The sequence below is a fragment of the Desulfocurvus vexinensis DSM 17965 genome, assembly GCF_000519125.1.
Classification (GTDB): domain Bacteria; phylum Desulfobacterota; class Desulfovibrionia; order Desulfovibrionales; family Desulfovibrionaceae; genus Desulfocurvus; species Desulfocurvus vexinensis.
The window spans coordinates 467,696-486,231 of sequence record NZ_JAEX01000002.1 but is presented as its reverse complement, the minus strand read 5'-3'; the positions used below and the strand labels follow the sequence as shown (position 1 = coordinate 486,231).

The 18,536-nt window shown below is 71.5% G+C and carries 15 protein-coding genes, 1 tRNA gene and 1 other RNA gene; 12 read left to right on the top strand and 5 right to left on the bottom strand.

The features are described 5' to 3' along the window. Positions 1 to 8: 8 nt before the first annotated feature. On the top strand, positions 9 to 926 hold the full coding sequence (locus G495_RS0105190) for a DHH family phosphoesterase (protein WP_028586929.1): 918 nt from the start codon (positions 9 to 11) through the stop codon (positions 924 to 926). Positions 927 to 1,021: 95 nt separating this feature from the next. Here the strand turns inward: G495_RS0105190 and G495_RS20210 are convergent, their stop codons facing one another. Then, positions 1,022 to 1,957 (bottom strand): diacylglycerol/lipid kinase family protein, encoded by a 936-nt coding sequence (locus G495_RS20210; RefSeq protein WP_169734355.1) that lies wholly within the window; start codon positions 1,955 to 1,957, stop codon positions 1,022 to 1,024. Positions 1,958 to 2,515: 558 nt separating this feature from the next. Between G495_RS20210 and G495_RS0105180 the strand changes: the two genes are divergently transcribed. Together G495_RS0105180 and G495_RS17770 are read left to right on the top strand one after the other, a co-directional pair. Beyond that, complete coding sequence (locus tag G495_RS0105180; protein WP_028586927.1) at positions 2,516 to 3,514, top strand: glycosyltransferase family 4 protein; 999 nt, start codon at positions 2,516 to 2,518, stop codon at positions 3,512 to 3,514. A gap of 64 nt (positions 3,515 to 3,578) precedes the next feature. After that, positions 3,579 to 4,454: an esterase/lipase family protein gene (locus G495_RS17770; protein WP_051445085.1), complete on the top strand. Its 876-nt coding sequence runs from the start codon at positions 3,579 to 3,581 to the stop codon at positions 4,452 to 4,454. A 13-nt stretch (positions 4,455 to 4,467) separates the two neighbouring features. Here the strand turns inward: G495_RS17770 and G495_RS0105170 are convergent, their stop codons facing one another. From G495_RS0105170 to G495_RS17765, 3 genes are read right to left on the bottom strand one after another with little or no spacing between them, the layout of a single operon-like run. Next, positions 4,468 to 5,697 carry a glycosyltransferase gene (locus G495_RS0105170; protein WP_051445084.1) on the bottom strand — a complete coding sequence of 410 codons (1,230 nt, stop codon included), beginning with the start codon at positions 5,695 to 5,697 and terminating at the stop codon, positions 4,468 to 4,470. 1 nt (position 5,698) lies between these two features. Continuing rightward, on the bottom strand, positions 5,699 to 7,363 hold the full coding sequence (locus tag G495_RS0105165) for a glycosyltransferase family 4 protein (protein ID WP_028586925.1): 1,665 nt from the start codon (positions 7,361 to 7,363) through the stop codon (positions 5,699 to 5,701). Between the two features lie 33 nt (positions 7,364 to 7,396). Beyond that, complete coding sequence (locus G495_RS17765) at positions 7,397 to 8,269, bottom strand: glycosyltransferase family 2 protein (RefSeq protein ID WP_051445083.1); 873 nt, start codon at positions 8,267 to 8,269, stop codon at positions 7,397 to 7,399. 260 nt (positions 8,270 to 8,529) lie between these two features. On the opposite strand from G495_RS17765, the gene G495_RS0105155 reads away from it, so the two are divergent. The 8 genes from G495_RS0105155 (at position 8,530) to ispD (ending at position 15,597) form a co-directional block, all read left to right on the top strand. Beyond that, positions 8,530 to 10,014 carry a GGDEF domain-containing protein gene (locus G495_RS0105155; RefSeq protein WP_028586924.1) on the top strand — a complete coding sequence of 495 codons (1,485 nt, stop codon included), beginning with the start codon at positions 8,530 to 8,532 and terminating at the stop codon, positions 10,012 to 10,014. A gap of 181 nt (positions 10,015 to 10,195) precedes the next feature. Further along, positions 10,196 to 10,885 carry a queuosine precursor transporter gene (locus G495_RS0105150; RefSeq protein WP_028586923.1) on the top strand — a complete coding sequence of 230 codons (690 nt, stop codon included), beginning with the start codon at positions 10,196 to 10,198 and terminating at the stop codon, positions 10,883 to 10,885. A 45-nt stretch (positions 10,886 to 10,930) separates the two neighbouring features. Further along, positions 10,931 to 11,836, top strand: a complete 906-nt coding sequence (locus G495_RS0105145; RefSeq protein WP_028586922.1) for an NAD(P)/FAD-dependent oxidoreductase — start codon at positions 10,931 to 10,933, stop codon at positions 11,834 to 11,836. Between the two features lie 155 nt (positions 11,837 to 11,991). Next, positions 11,992 to 12,067, top strand: a tRNA-Ile gene (locus G495_RS0105140). Positions 12,068 to 12,153: 86 nt separating this feature from the next. Then, the gene (locus tag G495_RS0105135; protein ID WP_028586921.1) at positions 12,154 to 12,942 is read left to right on the top strand and encodes a Nif3-like dinuclear metal center hexameric protein; all 789 of its coding nucleotides are present in this window, start codon (positions 12,154 to 12,156) and stop codon (positions 12,940 to 12,942) included. A gap of 105 nt (positions 12,943 to 13,047) precedes the next feature. Further along, positions 13,048 to 13,926, top strand: a complete 879-nt coding sequence (locus G495_RS17760; protein WP_084457876.1) for a C4-type zinc ribbon domain-containing protein — start codon at positions 13,048 to 13,050, stop codon at positions 13,924 to 13,926. Between the two features lie 57 nt (positions 13,927 to 13,983). Beyond that, an RNA gene (gene rnpB, locus G495_RS20215) (RNase P RNA component class A) lies at positions 13,984 to 14,341 on the top strand. A gap of 74 nt (positions 14,342 to 14,415) precedes the next feature. After that, entirely contained in the window at positions 14,416 to 15,597 is a 1,182-nt protein-coding gene (ispD, locus tag G495_RS0105125; RefSeq protein ID WP_028586920.1) for a 2-C-methyl-D-erythritol 4-phosphate cytidylyltransferase, read from the top strand. Positions 15,598 to 15,743: 146 nt separating this feature from the next. Here ispD and G495_RS0105120 read toward each other — a convergent pair whose 3' ends face one another. Continuing rightward, entirely contained in the window at positions 15,744 to 16,517 is a 774-nt protein-coding gene (locus G495_RS0105120; RefSeq protein ID WP_028586919.1) for an EF-hand domain-containing protein, read from the bottom strand. Positions 16,518 to 16,841: 324 nt separating this feature from the next. Between G495_RS0105120 and cysS the strand changes: the two genes are divergently transcribed. After that, entirely contained in the window at positions 16,842 to 18,299 is a 1,458-nt protein-coding gene (gene cysS / locus G495_RS0105115; protein ID WP_028586918.1) for a cysteine--tRNA ligase, read from the top strand. Positions 18,300 to 18,536: the final 237 nt, after the last annotated feature.

Sequence of the window (18,536 nt, the reverse complement as noted above, 5' to 3'; positions counted from 1 at the left end):
GGACATCCATGAGGCTGCTTACCCGTTCCGACTTCGACGGCCTGATCTGCGCCGTCCTGCTCAACGAGCTGGGGCTCATCGACGAATGGAAATTCGCCCACCCCAAGGATTTGCAGGATGGCACCATCGAAGTCTCCGAGAACGACATCCTGGCCAACGTGCCCTACGTCAAGGGCTGCGGGATGTGGTTCGACCACCACGCCTCCGAGGCTGCCCGCCTGGGCACGGACTTCGAGTTCAAGGGCGCCTACAAACAGGCCCCCAGCGCCGCGCGCGTGATCTGGGAATACTACGGCGGACACGACAAATTCCCCAAAGACTTCGATGAGATGATGACCGCCGTGGACAAGGTGGACGATGCGCAGCTCACCGAGGACGAGATCCTGAACCCCACGGGCTGGATCCTGCTCGGCTTCATCATGGACCCGCGCACCGGCCTGGGCCGCTTCCGCGACTACCGCATCAGCAACTACCGGCTCATGGAAGACCTCATCGAATACTGCCGCGCCATGCCCGTGGAAAAGATCCTGGAGCTGCCCGACGTGCGCGAGCGCGTGGACCGCTACAAGGAACAGGAGAAGCTCTTCCGCCAGATGCTGCTGGACAACTCCACCGCGCAGGGCAACGCCGTGATCATCGATCTGCGCGACCAGGAGACCATCTACGCGGGCAACCGCTTCATGATCTACGCCCTGTTCCCCAAGGCCAACATCTCCGTGCATGTGCTCTGGGGCCTGAACAAGCAGAACACCGTGTTCACCGTGGGCAAGAGCATCGTCAACCGCACCAGCAAGACCAACGTGGGCCAGCTCATGCTGCGCTACGGCGGCGGCGGGCACCAGGCCGTGGGCACCTGCCAGGTGGACAACGAGCGCGCCTCCAAGGTGCTGGACGAAATCCTGGCCAAGATCAACGCGGACGGCTGAGCCCCACCGGCCGCCCCGGCCCCATGGCAAACAAAAACCCCGCTTCGGCGGGGTTTTTGTTTGCCATGCGCGGGCGTGGCGGGACTTCGTCCGGCCTACAGGATCAGTCGCACGCTCTCGGGCAGCATTTCGAAATGGAACTGGCGGCCCGTGCCGCCCCATTCGCCGTCCAGTTGCAGGGCCTGGTCGCGGTCGCAGGTGATGGTCAAGGCCGTGCCGCGGTGGAAGACGCCCGTGGTGGGCGCGATCTTGAGGGCCGCCGCCGCCAGGGCCTTGAGGGAGGCCAGCCGCGAGCGGTTGTAGGCCCGCACGTGCAGGCAGGGATCGGTGATGGCGCCCCGGTTCACGCGCAGGCCGTAGCCGTAGAAGGGGTGCTTGGAGATGATGGTCGCCAGGGCCCGGGGCACGGGCAGCACCGTGGCCCCGTCGCGGATTTCCAGGTCCGCCGGGTCGTGCTCGGCCAGGGCGGCGGCAAAGGCCAGGGCGTAGCGCCCCAGGCCGTGGCCCAGCCGCGCCTCGTTGTACTTGCGCACGGTCAGGGCGTCGATGCCGATGCTGGCGAAAAACGCCTTGCGCGCGCCGTCCACGCGCATGATGCCCACGGCCCGGCCCTCGCCGCGCCGCACGCGCTCCAGGTAGCGCCCCCGGGCGCCGGGCAGGCCCAGGGCCCAGGCCAGGGCGTTGCCCGTGCCGAAGGGCAGGTAGCCCAGGGCCGCTGGGCCGCGCTCGCTGTTCAGGGCGTCGGTGAAGGTGCCGTCGCCGCCCGCCACCAGCAGCACCTCGAACTCCCGCGAGGCCTCGGCCACGCAGCTGCGGAACTCCGGAGCGCTGGCGCAGTCCAGCCCGAGCACCGGGGCGCCCAGGCTGCGGGCCACGGCGTCCAGCCGCCCGCGCGAGCGCCCGCCGCGCAGGCGCCCCGCCGCCGGGTTGGCCACCACGGCCACCCCCCGGCGCTGGCGCACGGCGGGGCTGGCGCAGGGGGCGCAGGGCCGCCCGCTCCGGCGCGGGGTCGGGGTTGCGTGTGCATTCATATCCTGGCTCCTTGATGCCCGGGCCGGGCGTCCGGCGGGCTTGCATGCCGTGTTGCCCCGCAGCGCGGGGGAAGGCGGCGACCATAGGCGCCCCGGCGATTTCGTGTCAACGAAACGGCAAAAATGTAACATTGCCCCCGGCCCGCGCCCGCAGTCCGTCCGGTCCCTCTCATCTCCCGTCCGCGGCCGGTCACGGGCGGGCAAGGACGCCCTGCCCCGAAACCGCCCCCGCCCGCCGCGCGCGGGCCAGCCCCATCCGTCAACAACCGCCTGCCCAACCGTTGCGCTTTCGCCCTGCCCGCCCCCGCCTGCGCCACCGGGCCAGGGCCGGGCGGCCCTCCCGTCTTGCACCCCGCGCGCCCCCCGCCACCGCTCCGCATCCTGCGCCCTCGCCGCGTGGCAACGCGGTGACGCCCGGGCGAAATTCCGGTGACGACGGCGCTTTGCGGGCCGTTGCGCGTTGTCACAATCCTGCGGGCGGTGTACCCATGCCCGCAGCCCCTGCCCGACGCCCGCGCACAACCCCGCGCCGCCCCCGGCGCCCGGAGCCCGCCGCCCATGAGAATCGCCATCTGCACCGACGCCTGGCAGCCGCAGACCAGCGGCGTGGTCACCACCCTGAACCGCATGACCGCCGGGCTCGCCGCGCGCGGCCACGAGGTGCTGGTCGTCCACCCCGGGCTGTTCCGCAGCGTGCCCTGCCCCACCTACCCGGACATCCGCCTGGCCGTGCTGCCCGGGCGGCGCCTGGGGCGGCTGCTGGACGAATTCGCGCCCCAGGCCGTGGCCGTGCCCGCCGAGGGCCCCCTGGGCCTGGCCGCGCGTAACCACTGCCTGCGCCGGGGCTGGCCGTTCACCACGGCCTTCATGACCCGCTTTCCCGACTACGTGCGCCTGCGCTCCGGGATGCCCGAGGCATGGACCTTCCGCGCCCTGCGCTGGTTCCACCGCCCGGCGGCGGCGACCATGGTCTCCACGCCCAGCCTGCGCGAGGAGCTCTCCCGCCGGGGCTTCGCCAACCTGCGCCACTGGGGCCGGGGGGTGGATACGGAGCTGTTTTGCCCGCGCGGCAAGGCCGCCCTGGACCTGCCCCGGCCCATCGCCATGTACATGGGCCGCGTGGCCGTGGAGAAGAACCTGGACGCCTTCCTGGGCCTGGACCTGCCCGGCTCCAAGGTGGTCATCGGCGACGGCCCGGCCCTGGAGGCCATGCGCCGCCGCTATCCCGCCGCGCGCTTCCTGGGCCGCAAGACCGGGCTGGACCTGGCCGTGCACCTGGACGCCGCCGACGTGTTCGTCTTTCCCAGCCGCACGGACACCTTCGGCATCGTGCTCATCGAGGCCATGGCCTGCGGGGTGCCCGTGGCGGCCTATCCGGTGCCGGGCCCGCGCGACGTGGTGGCCCATGGCCGCACCGGCTGGCTGGACGAGGACCTGAGCCACGCCGTGGACCGCGCCCTGGCCATGGACCCCGCCCAGTGCCGGGCCCTGGCCCTGGAGCACACCTGGGAGCGCAGCGTGGAACAGTTCCTGGGCAACCTGGTGCCCATCGCCTGAGGCCCCTTCCCTTTTGCGCGCCCCGGCCCTACCATGGCCCGGCGGCCCCGCCGCAAGGAAACCCATGCTCGCGTCCCTGATCCTCACCGCCCTGGCCCTTGGCGTGCTCACGGTCTGCACCGTGACCTACTGGCGCTTCTGGAGCACCGCCGTCGGCACGCCGCACATGGACCTGCTCCGCGAGCGTTCCGGGGGCCGCGTCTGGCGCTGGGCCGTGGCGGCCTTCGCATCCAGCCTAGTCAGCCAGGTGGCCAGCGTGGCGCTCTACCCGGCCTTCCTGCTCAAGAAATACTGGCTGGCGCCCCTGGAGCGCGACCCCGGCCCCGGGGCCGGGCCGCCGGTGCTCTTCGTCCACGGCTACACGCATACGGCCTCGGCCTGGGTCTTCTTCTCGGCCTGGTTCCGCGCTGGCGGATACCGCGACCTGCACGCCATGACCTACAACAGCCTGGTGGACAGCTTCGCGGGCATTGTGGCCCAGGTGCAGGACGAGGTGCGCCGCCTGGACGCGGCCCGGCCCGGGCGCGGGGTGGTCCTGGTGGGCCACAGCCTGGGCGGGCTGGCCATCCGCCAGTTCCTGAACACCAGCCCCCTGGCCGGACGGGTGCTGGCCGCCGTGACCCTGGGCGCGCCGCACCAGGGCAGCACCCTGGCCGGGCTGGGCCTGAGCGCCCTGGGCCGGACCCTGGCCTTCCGGGGCCCGCTGGTGCGCGCCGTGGAGGCCGCCGACAAACCGCCCGCCGTGCCCTGCCTGAGCATCTACTCGCCCATGGACAACATGGTCCTGCCCCCGGAGGGCCTGCGCATCGCGGTGCCGGGCTGGCACGAGCGGGAAGGCGCGCCGGTCTGCCATGTGGGCATGCTCTACCACAAGCCGACAGCACGCATCGTCCTTGATTTCCTGAAAGAAAACCTGCGCGGCAGGACGCCGCGCGGCTGAGGCCACCCGGAGCTCAGGCCCCCAGGCGGCGGTAGAGCTTCAGGTAGTCCGCCGCCATGCGCGCGGCGCTGAAGCGCTTCTGCCCGTGGAAGAACCCGCGTTCGCCCATGCGCCGGGCCAGCCCCGGGGTGGACAGCAGGGCCACCACGGCCTCCTCCAACTCCGCCCACTGCATGCTGCGCACGCAAATGCCCGCCTCGGGGTCGGAAAGCTGCTCGGGGATGCCCCCGGCGCCGAAGGCCGCCACGGCCAGGCCCTGGCTCATGGCCTCCAGCACGGTCAGCGGATGGTTGTCGGCCTGGCTGGGGTAGACCAGCACATCGGCGGCGCGCATGAAGGCGAGCATGGTGGCGTTGTCCACATAGGGCCAGAAGGTCACGCCGTCGCCGCGCCGCTCGTAGCGCCCGCCGCCGACGATGAAGCACTGCGCCCCGGGCACCCGGGCCCGGATGCGCGCGAAGGACTCCACCCACTGCCAGCCGCGCTTGTAGGCGGCCTCGGTGCCGCCGTGGGCGGCGAAAAGCAGCAGCGGCTCCGGCCCCAGGCCCAGGCGGGCGCGGGCTTCGGCGCGCGCGGGCACGCGCTCGGGCCAGGGGATGCCGTTGGGGATGACGCGCACGTCCAGCCCGGGCAGGGCCTGGCGGGCCATGTCCGCCAGCCAGCGCGAGGGCGCGGCCAGCGTGGGGCGCAGCCTGCCCAGCAGCTCGCGCCGCCCGGCGCAGGCCGCCCGGGCCTCCTCGAAGCCCCGGGGGCATGGGTCCGTGCAGCCCGTGCGCCACTCGCGGCAGCGCAGCGGGTAGGGGCAGCCGCCCGTGAGCGCGCGGCAGTCGTGCAGGGTCAGGAGCGTGCGCGCCCCCGCATAGAGCGCGCCGCGCAGGCAGGCCTGCCAGTCGGCGCTGGCGTGCAGGTGCAACAGCGCCGGGCCGTCGGCCAGGGCCCAGGCCCCGGCGGCCAGCGGCGAAACGCGCGCCTCGGCCCCGGGCACGCGGGCGGCGGGCGGCGCGGGCTCGGCCCCGGGGGCAGCGCCCGGGGCAGCCCCCGGGGCGTCATCCTGCTCGAAGCTCAGGCCCGCGTCGGCCCCGGCGGCCAGGAGCGCCTCGTGCAGCAGCCGGGCCACGCCCGTGGTGCCCCCGCGCAGGCGCAACAGGGTGTGCTGGCGCACCCGGGGCAGCTCCGCCGGGGCGCCGCCGCCTTGTGCGGCGCGGGAATCCAGGGAGCCGGGCCCGGCAGGCGCCTCGGGCACGTCAGTCCGCCCCGCCAGGGGCCTCGGCGTCCCCGGCGCGTTCCAGCAGGTCGTGCTTCAGGGCCCAGAGCACCAGGAAACGGGCCTGGGCGGCGTCCAGGGCGCAGGCCGCCGCCACCTTGGCCGCCAGTGCCCCCGCGCCCAGGGGCTTGCGCGCGAAAAACACCAGCCGGGCCACGGCCTGCGGGTCCACCAGCCCTTCCAGCCCGGCGCAGACGGTGATGTAGTCCTGCCCGCGATACACGGCCTCGCCCGTGCGCGACCAGCGCAGGGCCAGGGCGTCGTCCCAGGCCGCCGTGGGGTAGCCCGCGAAGGCCGCGCCGTAGGGCATGTGCAGCGGATGGGCCCGCCCGCGCAGGGCGGCCTCGTCCACGGGCGCGGCCCACAGCTCGTCCCACAGCTCCACATGGCGACGGACCACCGCGGCCCAGGTGAACCCGGCCTCCACCCGCGCCCGGGCGGCGTCGCCCATGGCCAGGCGCAGGGCGGGGTCCTGGGTCAGCCGCGCCAGGGCCCCGGCCAGGGCGGGCACGTCCACCGCCGTCTGCTGGGCCAGTAAAAGGTGCGACTGGTTGTCGAAGACCAGCGGCGCCAGGGCGTCCACGTCGGGGGTCGGGCCCGGGCCCAGGGTGGGCACCAGCAGGCCGGTGCGCCCATCCTCCACCAGGTCGCGGTAGCCGTCGTAGTCCGACACCACGCAGGGCAGCCCGAAGGCGGCGGCTTCCAGCACCGTGAGCCCGAAGGTCTCCTGGGGGTTGTCCACCGGCGAGAGAAACACGTCCGCCGCGTGGAACAGGGCGCACTTGGCCGCCTCGTCGGGCCGCGAAATCACGTCCAGGCGCAGCCCCGCGTTGGCCGCCAGGGCCGCCAGGGTGGCCGGATACGGGTCGCCCGCATCGGTCCAGCCCGCCACCAGCAGCCGCAGGCGCGCAAGGTCCACGCCCCCGGCGGCCATGCGCCGCGCGGCGCGCAGCACGGGCACGAGGTCCATCTTGGAATACTGCGAGATGCGCGCGAAGACCAGGATGGCGCACTGGTCGTCGTCCAGCCCCAGGCGGTCGCGCGCGGCGGCGCGCTGGGCCGGGGTCGGGGGCCGCAGGGCGTCGGTGTCCACGCCCAGGGGGATGCGCTCCACCCGGGGCCGGGGCAGCGGGCCGTAGCAGCCGTCCAGGTGGTCGTAGAGCGCGCCCAGCACGCCCACGGCCCCGCGCGAGGTGGCCACCACGCAGTCGCGCGGCGTGACCCCGGGCCAGAGGTGGGCCAAGAGGTCGCGCATGTAGCGCGTGTAGCTCAGGGAATGGGTGGGCGCGGTGATGGGGAACAGCGCCGGGGCCAGGGCGTTGCGCAGCCGGGCCAGGTGCGCGGGGCTGTTGATGCAGTCCGAGAGGTGGAAGCAGTGGTAGCGCGTGGCACCCAGGGCCCCGGGCAGCTCGCGGCGCGTGCGCACGCGCAGGCGCCCGTCGCCGTGCTGGGCCGGGAACTCGCGGGCCAGGAATTCGTCCACCCCCCGGGCCAGCACCTGGTCGCGCAGGAAGAAATGATACTCGTCCAGGGGGTCCAGGGTCAGCAGGGCGCGCAGGAAGGCCTCGTTGGCCACGCTGCGGCCCATGATCTCCCCGCCCTCGTGGAAGGGATCGAGGGTGGCCCAGATTTTCCGCGATTCCATGGTGTTTGATGATGAACCCGTTGGCGCCGCGCGTCAAGAACCCTGGGCCCGGGCCAGGGGCGCGGCCCGGCGCGCCCGGGCCACGTCCGCCGCGATGGCCCGCAGGGCGGCCACGTCCCGGGCGCGGGGGATGAGCCCGCGCTTGAAGGGCACGGCCCAGGCCTCGCCGCGCAAGAGCGCCCGGGCCCAGGCCAGCACTTCGGGGTCGAAGAAATACTTGTTGTCCGCCACGATCTGCGCCTTGGCCCGGCCATCGGCCAGCCGCGCGCGCCAGGAAAAATTGGCCCGGTGGTGGTTGTAGCAAAACAGCGGCGCGGGCACGCGCACCCCGGCAAACCCTGCCGCCGCCGCCTGGACCCAGAAGTCCCAATCCTCGTAGGCCGTGGCCGCCGAAAAGCCCCGGCTGGCGGCAAACACCTCGCGGCGCATCAGCGTGGCCAGGGTCAGGGGATTCTGGGTGCGCAGCAGGCCCGGGTCGAACTCCGGCAGGGCCACGTCGCGGCTGCCCCCGGGGCCGGACTCCACATAATCCGTATAGGCCAGGGCCACGCCCGGGTCGGCCTCCAGGGCGGCCACCGTGCGCGCCAGAAAGCCCGGGGCCAGCTCGTCGTCGGGGTCCAGGCACAGCAGGTAGCGCCCGGCGGCCACGCGCAGGCCCGCGTTGCGCACCGGGCCGGGGTGGCCCTGGTGGCGCAGGGGCAACACGCGCAGCCGCGCCAGCCCCAAGGCCGCGCCCAGGGCCCGGGCCACGGGCACGGACCCGTCGGTGCTGCCGTCGTCCACCACCACCAGCTCCACCCGCCCCAGGCCGAAGGTCTGCCCCGCGAGGCTGTCGAACAGGCGCGGCAGGTAGCAGGCGTAGTCGTAGTTGGCGACCACGATGGAAACCAGCGGTGTTTCGGGCATTGGGCGGTCCTGCCTCCTGGCGGGCGTTGCGGGGCGCTCGGGTGCCGGGCGCGCGGCGCGCCCCTGTCAGTTCATCGGCAGGGCCGCGCCGGGGGTTTAGCCCGCGCCCGCGCGGCAGTCAAAAATCCGACCGCCCGCCCCGGGGGTAAAAAATCCCCGCGCGCCAGGGCTGGCGCGCCCGGGCCCGGTCCGGCGACAGTTTGGCCCCGTTCTTGCTATCCAAACTGCGATTTCGCCCCCACAGCACAAAGGACGCCGCAATGAACACCGTGGAACCGAACATCCTCTTCTGGGGCCTGGGCCTCGCCGAGCTTGACGCCGTGCGCATCCAGACCGCCGTGCCCGGCTGCACCCTGCGCAACTGGCCCGAGTCCGCCCTGCCCGGCGAAACGGAAATGGACGAAGAGACGCCCTTTTTGATCTGGATTCCCATGCGCGTGTGGGAACGGCTGGACGCCGCCGGGCGCGCCGCCATCCTGGAATGGGACCCGCCGCAGAAAGTGCTGGTGCTCGACCCCGGCGGCGAGGCCGACCTGGAGGCCTTCATCGACATGGGCTTTCTGACCGTGTTGCGCCGCCCCCTGGCCGAGGCCAAGATCACCGACACCATGCGCAAGGCGGGCGAGGTCCATTCGCTCTACGAAGATATCATGCGCATGACCCGCGAGATTGCCCTGGAGCGGGAAATTCTCTCGCGCAAGACGGACTACCTGCTGTTTTTGAACAGCTTCATGGCCCGGGTGTCCGAAAGCCTGAACCCCGCGACCATCGTGGCCACCGCCCGCAAGGACCTGGCCGGGCTCATGCCCGTCACCGCCGCCCAGGGCATCTTCTGGCAGGAGATGGGCAAGGACACCATGGAGAGCGAAATCTTCCTGGCCTTCCACGAGGACGCCGCCGTGCAGGAGCAGTGGATCGAACTGCTGCTGGGCAGCGCGCGCAGGCTCTCGGGCGCCAAGGTGGAGAGCTACCAGCTGACCTACCTCATGGACGCCGACGCCGTGGCCCAGGGCGCGGACCTGACCCCGCGCGACGGCAGGCTGATGCTGCTGCCCCTCAAGGCGGGCGGGCGCAGCTTCGGCTGCCTGGCTCTGCTCACCGGCGAGGACGTGCGCCTGACGCGCCAGCAGCGCGATGTGCTCAACTCCGCCGTCAGCCACCTGGGCCTGGCGCTGAAAAACGCCCTGCTCTACCGCGAGGTCAAGCTGCGCGCCGACCACGACGGCCTCACGCGCATCTACAACCGCCACTATTTCGACGAGCGCATCGTGGAGGAGCTTTCCCGCGCCCAACGCTACGGGCAGGACATCTCCCTGCTCATCCTCGACCTGGACCACTTCAAGGCCGTGAACGACACCCACGGCCATCAGGCCGGGGACACGGTGCTCAAGGACGTGGGCCAACTGCTCCAGGACACCCTGCGCTCCACGGACTTCGCCGCGCGCTACGGCGGCGAGGAGTTCTGCGTCATCCTGCCGCACACCGGGCAGGCCCAGGCCCTGCTGCTGGCCGAGCGCCTGCGGGCCAAGGTCCAGGCCCTGCGCTTCTGCTTCGAGGGCCGGGAGCTTGCGGTCACGGCCAGCATCGGCGTCGCCTCCCTCACCCCGGGCGGCTTCTCGCGCAACGTGGACCTGGTCCGCGAAGCCGACCGCGCCCTGTACCTGGCCAAGGAGCGAGGCCGCAACCAGGTCTGCCTGGCCGGTGAATGCGGCGAGGACGCCCTGCGCAGGGACGCTGCGGGCTGAGCCCCCCGGCGCGGGCCGGCGCGTCACAGCACACAAATCCAAAGGCCGCCCCAGGGCGGCCTTTTTGCGTTCCACCCCCGCCCTTGACCCCCGCCCCGAAGGCGCCTATAGACAGAGCCCTTCCGGCACGGCGCCGGGATGGAGGCCGCCCTCCATCTAAAACATCACTCCGGAGTTTGACATGTCCAACGAGATGCTTTGGGTGGGCTTTGCCCTGTTCGACCTGACCATGGTCGTGGTGCTGCACCGCCTCTTCGGCAAGGCCGGGCTCTACGGCCTGATCGTTTTCAATCTCATCCTGTGCAACGTCCAGGTGCTCAAGACGGTGCAGCTCTTCGGGCTGACCACCACCCTGGGCAACGTGCTCTACGCCAGCGTGTTCCTGGCCACGGACATGCTCGGCGAGCTGTACGGCAAGGCCGAGGCCAAGCGCGGGGTCATGCTCGGCTTCACCGTGCTGGTGCTGGCCACGGTCTACATGCAGATCGCCCTGGCCTTCACGCCCACCGCCGACGACTTCGCCCAGCCGCACCTGGAAGCCATCTTCGGCGTACTGCCGCGCATCGCCCTGGCCAGCATGGCGGCCTATCTCGTGTCCCAGCTCCACGACGTGTGGGCGTTCCACTTCTGGAAGAGCCGCACCGGCGACTCCATGCTCTGGCTGCGCAACAACGCCAGCACCCTGGTCAGCCAGCTGCTGGATTCGTCCATCTTCTGCGTCGTCGCGTTCTGGGGCGTGTTCCCCGGGCCGGTGCTGCTGGAGATCATGTTCACCACCTACGCCTTCAAGAGCTTCGTGGCCCTGCTGGACACGCCGTTCCTCTACCTTGCGCGGCGCGTGGGCACGGTTGCGGGCCGGGCCGGGTCCTGATACACTGGGGGCTTGCCTGCAATCGACAACCCCCGAGGAATCCCCATGCAACAGGTCCAACTGCTGATCGTCGGCCAGGGCCCCGCCGGCCTCAGCGCTGCAATCTACGCCGCCCGGGCGGGCATCGAGACCGTCGTGGTCGGCCTGACCCCCAAGATCGACGCAGACTACGACATCGACAACTATTTCGGCTTCCCCGAGACCACCAAGGCCAACGACATCATGGCCGCCGGGCGTACCCAGGCCCAGCGCTTCGGCGCCCAGATCGTCACCGCCCGGGTGCTGGGCATCCACATGAACGAGGCCATGCGCTTCGAGGTCAAGACCGAGTCCGGCCACTACGACGCCTGCGCCGTGATCCTGGCCACGGGCGTCTCCAAGGTCCGCCCCGGCATCTCCAACTTCGACGACTACGACGGCAAGGGCATCTCCTACTGCGTGTCGTGCGACGGATTCTTCTACCGGGGCCGCCCGGTGGTGGCCCTGGGCGAAGGCGTCTACGCCGCCAGCCAGGCCCTGGAGCTGCTGGCCTACACCGACAAGGTCGCCTTGTGCACCCAGGGCAAGGAAATGACCATCTCCAAGGAATACCTGAAGAAGCTCGAAGAGGCCAACATCGCGGTCCTCACAGGCAAGATCGTGGAGCTGCGCGGGGCCCCGGCCCTGGACACCCTGGTCTTCGAGGACGGCCAGACCTACGCCGCCGACGGCCTGTTCATCGCCATGGGCGAGGCCTCCTCGTCGGACTTCGCCTGGACCCTGGGCCTGGAGCGCAACGGCAACCACATCGTGGCCAACGCCATGCAGGAGACGAACATCCCCGGCGTGTACGCCGCGGGCGACTGCGTGGGCCGCTTCGCCCAGATCAGCGTGGCCGTGGGCGAGGGCGCCATCGCCGCCCGTCAGGCCATCAAGTACTGCCGCGACAAGTGCCCCAAGGCCAAGGCCTGAGCCGCCAGGCAGGGCGCCTTTTCCCGCCGGGTCCCAGCTGGGGCCCGGCGTTTTTTTCCGCCCCGGGCCCGGCCCGGCGCACCGGGCAACCCCCGCGCAGCCTTGACACAATGCACCATACAAGGATATGAAATTCGGCTTGGCGAGCACCAGATGGGCCAATAGCTCAGTTGGCAGAGCCCCCGGCTCATAACCGGATGGTCGCAGGTTCGACCCCTGCTTGGCCCACCACGACCTCCCGGCCCGCCAGGCAGACGGCAACCGCACGCGTCCCCCATCCCGGAGCCCCCGGGAGCCGGGCGGATGCTGGAGAGACCATGGATCACGCCGCGCTCATCGCCTGCATCGAGCAGATCGCCCCGCCCGCCGGGGCCGCCGCGTGGGACAACTGCGGCGTGCAGGTGGCCGGAACGCGCCAGGACGTGCGCAGGCTGGCCGTGACCATCGACCCCGCGCCCGAGCGGCTGCGCGAGGCCCTGGCCTGGGGGGCGGACATGGTGCTCACGCACCACCCGCTGTACATGGAGCCCCGGCCCCTGTCGCACCCGGGCTATTTTCTCGACGCCGCGCGGGCGATGCTCGCGTCCGGGGCCTGGCTCTTCGCGGCGCATACCTCCCTGGACGTGCAGCCCGCGGGCCCGGCGGGCTGGCTGGCGCGCGCCCTGGAGCTGACGGGCCTGCGCGTGCTCGAACCCACGGGGCCCGACGCCCCGCGCACGGGCTTCGGGCTGGCGGGCGAGCTGCCCGCGCCCCTGCCCTGGGACGACTTCGCCGCGCGGCTGGCCGACTGCGTGGAGCGCGATTTCTGGGCCCTGGCGGGCGAGACGCCCCGCACGGTGGGCACCGTGGCCTACTGCACGGGTTCGGGCGCGGCCCTGGGCGGCGCGGCCCGCGCGGCGGGCGCCGATGTGCTCGTCACCGGCGATTTGAAGTACCACCAGGCCATGGAGGCCGAGATTTTCACCATCGATGTGGGCCATTTCTCCCTGGAGGAGCGTATGGTCCGCGAGATGGCCGCCCTGCTGGACGAGCGTCTCGGCCCGCAGGGCGTCGCAGTGCGTTTTTTCCCCGGCAGCGACCCCTTGCGGGTCCACCTGCCCCGATAGGCGCTCCGGGCCCCGCCCGGAACCGTGCAACCAAGGCCGGCCCCGCAGGGCTGCGCATACCGAAGCGGTCGCCGCGTGCGGCCATGGGAGGATAGCCCCTTGAGCATGTACCTCGAACAGATCGAAAAACTCGTCGTGCTCCAGAAGGTGGACGGCGAGATCCTCGTCCTCGAAGAGGAACTGGGCAGCATGCCCCGCGAGCTGGCCGAACTGGAGGCCAAGAACGCCGAATTCCTCGAGCGCAAGGCCGTGCTCGAAGACAAGCTCGACATCCTCCAGACCCAGCGCAAGCGGCTGGACCTGGAGATCGACGACAACACCTCGCGCATCAAGAAGAGCAAGAATAAGCTCATGATGGCTGGCAACACCCGCGAATACCACGCCATGATGCGCGAGATGGACAACATGGAGAAGGCCACGCGCAACCGCGAGGAAGAGAAGGTCGCCCTGGCCGAAGAGCTGGAGCGCCAGACCACCCTGCTCGACGAGCTGCAAAAGGAGCACGCCGAGCTGACGGCCCGCCTGGACGAGTACCAGGGCAACCTGAAGAAGCGCTCGGCCTCGGCCCGCAAGCGCCTGGCCGAGCTGCAAAAGGAGCGCGAGGATGCCTGCGTGGTCGTGCCCGGCCCGGTGCTCAAGCGCTACGAGTTCATCCGCGAGCGCATCTCCAACCCGGTCATCGTGCCGGTGACGGCGGGCGTGTGCTCGGGCTGCTTCATCCAGATTCCGCCCCAGGCCTTCAACGACCTGCAAAAGGGCGAAACCATCCTGTCGTGCCCCAACTGCCAGCGCCTGATCTACTGGTGCGAGCACTTCCAGGCCTGCGACTCCAACCTGGCCGCCGCCGCCGCGCGCACCATCGTGCCCATGGTCGATGACGAGGACGAGGCCGGGCCCGACGACGCCGGGTACGACGAGGAGCCCCGCTACTCCGACGACCACGACGGCCCCGACGACCACGACGCGGACAGCGATGACCGCTGACCCGCGCTTCCGCCCGGCCCTGGACTGCGGAGCCGGGCGGACTTAGCTGGATATTTGGGAGCCGGACGGGCCATCGCCGCGGCCCGCAAGGGCCGGAGAGGAAAGTCCGGGCTCCGCAGGGCAGGACGCTGGATAACGTCCAGGGGGCGAAATCCCCGGAAAGTGCCACAGAAAGCAAACCGCCCTCCTCGGAGGGTAAGGGTGAAACGGTGGGGTAAGAGCCCACCAGCGGCCAGGGTGACCTGGCCGGCTCGGCAAACCCCGTCCGGAGCAAGGCCAAATAGGAAGGCGATCGAGGCTGGCCCGGCCGATGCCTTCGGGTAGGCTGCTTGAGGCGGCGGGCAACCGTCGTCCTAGAGGAATGATGGCCACCCCGAAAGGGGAACAGAACCCGGCTTACAGTCCGGCTCCCATTTCTTCGACGACTACACAGCCGGGCGCGCCCGGGGGCATCCCCCCGGCGCGCCCGCAGCGCATCCGGGAGGTGCGATGAGCACATGGGCCGTGGTTCTGGCCGCTGGCAGCGGCACGCGGATGGCCGCCGCCGGGCTCGGCACGGGCAAGCAGTTCCTGCCCTGGCGCGGGGCGCCGCTGTACTGGGCCAGCGTGCGCACCCTGGCCCGCGTGGCCGGGGTCCAGGGGCTGGTGCTGGCCTTCCCCGCCGCCGATTTCGAGCGGGCCCGGGCCGAGGCCGAGGCCCTGGCCGCCGCCGAGGACCCCGGCCTGCCCCTGCGCTTCGCCCCGGGCGGGGCGCGCCGCCAGGATTCGGTGGCCGCCGCCCTGGCCGCGCTGCCCCCGGGCTGCATGCGGGTGCTGGTCCACGACGCGGCGCGGCCCTTCGCCTCCGCCGCCCTGGTCACGGCGCTGCTGGCGGCCCTGGACGCGGGCGCCCGCGCGGCCATTCCCGCCGTGCCCGTGAAGGATACGGTCAAGCGCGTGGCCGGGGGCCGCGTGGCCGCCACCCTGCCCCGGGCGGAGCTGGCGGCGGTGCAGACGCCCCAGGCCTTCGTCCTGGCCGACCTGCTGGCCGCCCACGAGCACTGCGCCCGCCACGGGCAGGACGTGACCGACGACGCGTCCATGGTCGAGGCCCTGGGCCTGGAGGTGGCCGTGGTGCCCGGCGAGGAGGCCAACGTGAAGATCACCACCCCGGAGGACCTGCGCATGCTCGCCCCGCACCCCGCGCCCCGCGTGCCCGTCACCGGCTGGGGCTACGATGTCCACAAGTACGGCCCCGGGCGGCCCATGGTCCTGGGCACGGTGCCCATCCAGGGCGGGCCGGAGGTCGTCGCCCACTCCGACGGCGACGTGCTGCTGCACGCCCTGGCCGACGCCCTGCTGGGCTGCCTGGGCCGGGGCGACATCGGCGAACATTTCCCGGACACCGACCCGCGCTACGAGGCCGTGCCCTCCGCCGTGCTGGTCAACGAGGTGCTGGAAATGGCGCTGGAGGCCGGGGTCGAGGTCGTCCACGCCGACCTGACCGTCATCTGCCAGGTGCCGCGCCTGGCGCCCTGGAAGGCGCAGATCCAGGCCGCCGTGGCCGGGCTGCTGCGCCTGCCTCCGGAGCGGGTCAACGTCAAGGCCACCACCGAGGAGGGCCTGGGCTTCACCGGCGAAAAGAAGGGCATCAAGGCCGTGGCCTGCGTCAGCGCCCTGCTCCCGGGCTGAGGCCGCCCGGCCCCGGAAAAGGCACACCCCGCCCCCGCTGCCCGGCGCACCCCCCGCCGCCCGGCGCGCCACAGGCCGCAATAAAAGCCGACCCGCCATTCCAGACGGGTCGGCTTTCGTTTCGCGGCCCTGGCGCGGCAGGACCCCTAGGCCATGGAATCCACGTTCGCGGAGCCCTGGTCCAGCAGCGTGCCCAGGTCCTGCCCGGACTGCGCGTCCTGCTGCCCGTAGGCCTGGCTGTAGGCCTGGATGGCCTCGCGCAGCAGCTTGGCCATGGAGCCGCTCGACCCGGTCTGCTGCCCGGAGCCCAGGCCCATGGCCGCGAGGTCTTCCGCGCTCACGCCGTAGAACTCGGCCCATTCCTCCTGGGTCACGATGCCGTCGCCGTTGAGGTCGGCCTCCTGGGTGGAGGACGAGGAGCCCGAGGCGGCGGCCCCGCTCACGGAGGTTTCGGCGGCCTGCTCCTCTTGCGCGTCGCTCCCGGCGCCCTGGGAGCCGCCGCCCTGGGTGGCCGCCAGCAGCGCGTCGTCCTGGGTGATACCGAAGTACTCGAGCACCTCCTCGGGGCTGACCACGCCGTCGCCGTCGGCGTCGGCAGCCTCGGTCTCGCCCGATTCGTCCAGGGCCTGCATCAGCGAGCCGATGAGCCCGCCGTCGTCGCCCTCGGGCCGCTCGCCCATGCGCATCTGGTTCATCATCGCCAGATTTTCCCGCATGGCCTCGAGCTTTTCCATGAGCGCGGCAAGCTCGTCCTCGCTCAGTTCCTCGTTGCCGTCCGCGTCGAACTCCTCCATGAGCTTGGCCGACAACGACGCGCTGGTGTCATCGGCCCCGCCCGAGGATTGCGACGCGGACTGCATCATCGCCAGCAGTTCCTGCAGCGACGATGCGCCCTGTCCGCCTACGCTGGAAATGGACATGTCCTTGCTCCTTGGTTTGTGCCCCCGGCTGGAAAGGGAGGCGGCTGCACTTTCTGCCGCCCCCCGGCCGTTGGACGCCGGACATGCAAGAACCTTCCCCGGGCAGGGCCCTGGAACGTCCTGGTTTGTTTTGGATTTTTCAAGATTTGTTAAGCGGGGCGGCGCACGGTGGCCCGCGCCGCCGCCGGGCCGCGCCGCCCTGCCCCGCGCGCGCCTGGGCCTTTGACGGGCCGCAGCGTTTCGGGCATGATGCCCAACCGGCCAGCAGCGGCCCAGGGCGCCCCGGCCCGCCAACGAAATCCACACGCCACGGAGCATTCCCCGATGCAGCTCTACAATACCATGACCCGCCGCAAGGAAGAGTTCACGCCCCTGCGCGACAACCACGTGCGCATGTACGCCTGCGGCATCACGGCCTACGACTACTGCCACATCGGCCACGCCCGCTCGGCGGTGGTCTTCGACGTGCTTGTGCGCACCCTGCGCCACATGGGCTACACCGTGACCTTCGCGCGCAACTTCACGGACATCGACGACAAGATCATCGTGCGCGCCAACGAGAACGGCGAGGACCCCATGGCCCTGGCCGAGCGCTTCATCCAGGCCTTCTACGAGGACATGGACCGCCTGGGCATCCTGCGCGCCGACGTGGAGCCCCGCTGCACCACGCACATCCCCGAGATGCTCGTGCTGACCGAAGAGCTGATCGCCAAGGGCCACGCCTACGCCACGCCCTCGGGCGACGTGTATTTCCGGGTCCGCTCCTTCGCGGGCTACGCCAAGCTCTCGGGCCGCGACATCGACGAGATGCGCGCGGGCGCGCGCGTGGCCCCCGGCGAGGAAAAGGAAGACCCCCTGGACTTCGCCCTGTGGAAGGCCGCCAAGCCCGGCGAGCCCACCTGGGACAGCCCCTGGGGCCCGGGCCGCCCCGGCTGGCACCTGGAGTGCTCGGCCATGAGCGACAAGCACCTCGGCCTGCCGCTGGACATCCATGGCGGCGGGCAGGACCTGATCTTCCCGCACCACGAGAACGAGATCGCCCAGACCGAGGCCGCCACGGGCACGGAAATGGCCCGCTTCTGGGTCCACAACGGCTTCGTGCAGGTGGACTCGGAAAAAATGTCCAAGAGCCTGGGCAACTTCAAGACCATCCGCGAGATCATGGATGCCTACCTGCCCGAGACGCTGCGCTATTTCCTGCTGACCAAGCACTACCGCAGCCCCATCGACTTCACCCTGGACAACATGGACGAGGCCGAAAAGAACCTGCGGCGCATCTACACCGCGCGCCAGGAGATGGCCGCGGCCCTGGCGGGCACCAAATGGGCCGGAGCGGACCTGCCCGCCGAGCTGGCCACCGAGCTGGCCGAGCAGGAAGCCGCCTGGGAGGCGGCCATGGCCGACGACATGAACACCGCCCAGGCCCTGGGCCATGTGTTCAACCTCGTGCGCCTGGCCGGGCGCATCGCCGAGGACAAGGCCCTGCGCAAGACCCAGGGCGCCAAGACCGCCTGGGAACGCATCCAGGCCGACCTGGACACCTGGGGCGCGGTGCTGGGCGTCTTCACCCAGGACCCGGCGCAGTTCCTCGCCGCCCTGCGCGACACCCAGGCCCGGCGCAAGGGCATCGACGCCGCCCAGGTCCAGGCCCTGCTGGACCAGCGCGCCGCCGCCCGCGCCGCCAAGGACTTCGCCGCCTCCGACGCCCTGCGCGACCAGCTCGCCGCCCTGGGCGCCACGGTCAAGGACACCCCCGCCGGACAGGTCTGGGACGTGGCCTAGTTCTTCGGGTGCGCCAGGACGGCGCCCGAAAGAACTGCGGGATCACAGGCCAATTCCGCCCCGGACCGCCCCCCCCCCGACCAGCAACACCCGCCCCCAGCACGCAGGGCGGGCGCATTGGTATTGCCCAGGGAAGGCTTCCTCGCTATACAAGGGCTACAGTTGGAAAGCCCTGGCTGGAGATGCAGGCGGCAGGCGAAGGGGAGAGACGATTCCTGTCGGCGACCGGGCTGGTCG

Bases quoted from the DNA above. Each gene is read 5' to 3' on its own strand.
- G495_RS0105190 (WP_028586929.1), top strand. From the start codon at position 9: ATGAGGCTGCTTACCCGTTCCGACTTCGACGGCCTGATCTGCGCCGTC.
- G495_RS20210 (WP_169734355.1), bottom strand. From the start codon at position 1,957: ATGAATGCACACGCAACCCCGACCCCGCGCCGGAGCGGGCGGCCCTGC.
- G495_RS0105180 (WP_028586927.1), top strand. From the start codon at position 2,516: ATGAGAATCGCCATCTGCACCGACGCCTGGCAGCCGCAGACCAGCGGC.
- G495_RS17770 (WP_051445085.1), top strand. From the start codon at position 3,579: ATGCTCGCGTCCCTGATCCTCACCGCCCTGGCCCTTGGCGTGCTCACG.
- G495_RS0105165 (WP_028586925.1), bottom strand. From the start codon at position 7,363: ATGGAATCGCGGAAAATCTGGGCCACCCTCGATCCCTTCCACGAGGGC.
- G495_RS17765 (WP_051445083.1), bottom strand. From the start codon at position 8,269: ATGCCCGAAACACCGCTGGTTTCCATCGTGGTCGCCAACTACGACTAC.
- G495_RS0105155 (WP_028586924.1), top strand. From the start codon at position 8,530: ATGAACACCGTGGAACCGAACATCCTCTTCTGGGGCCTGGGCCTCGCC.
- G495_RS0105150 (WP_028586923.1), top strand. From the start codon at position 10,196: ATGTCCAACGAGATGCTTTGGGTGGGCTTTGCCCTGTTCGACCTGACC.
- G495_RS0105145 (WP_028586922.1), top strand. From the start codon at position 10,931: ATGCAACAGGTCCAACTGCTGATCGTCGGCCAGGGCCCCGCCGGCCTC.
- G495_RS0105135 (WP_028586921.1), top strand. From the start codon at position 12,154: ATGGATCACGCCGCGCTCATCGCCTGCATCGAGCAGATCGCCCCGCCC.
- G495_RS17760 (WP_084457876.1), top strand. From the start codon at position 13,048: ATGTACCTCGAACAGATCGAAAAACTCGTCGTGCTCCAGAAGGTGGAC.
- ispD (WP_028586920.1), top strand. From the start codon at position 14,416: ATGAGCACATGGGCCGTGGTTCTGGCCGCTGGCAGCGGCACGCGGATG.
- G495_RS0105120 (WP_028586919.1), bottom strand. From the start codon at position 16,517: ATGTCCATTTCCAGCGTAGGCGGACAGGGCGCATCGTCGCTGCAGGAA.
- cysS (WP_028586918.1), top strand. From the start codon at position 16,842: ATGCAGCTCTACAATACCATGACCCGCCGCAAGGAAGAGTTCACGCCC.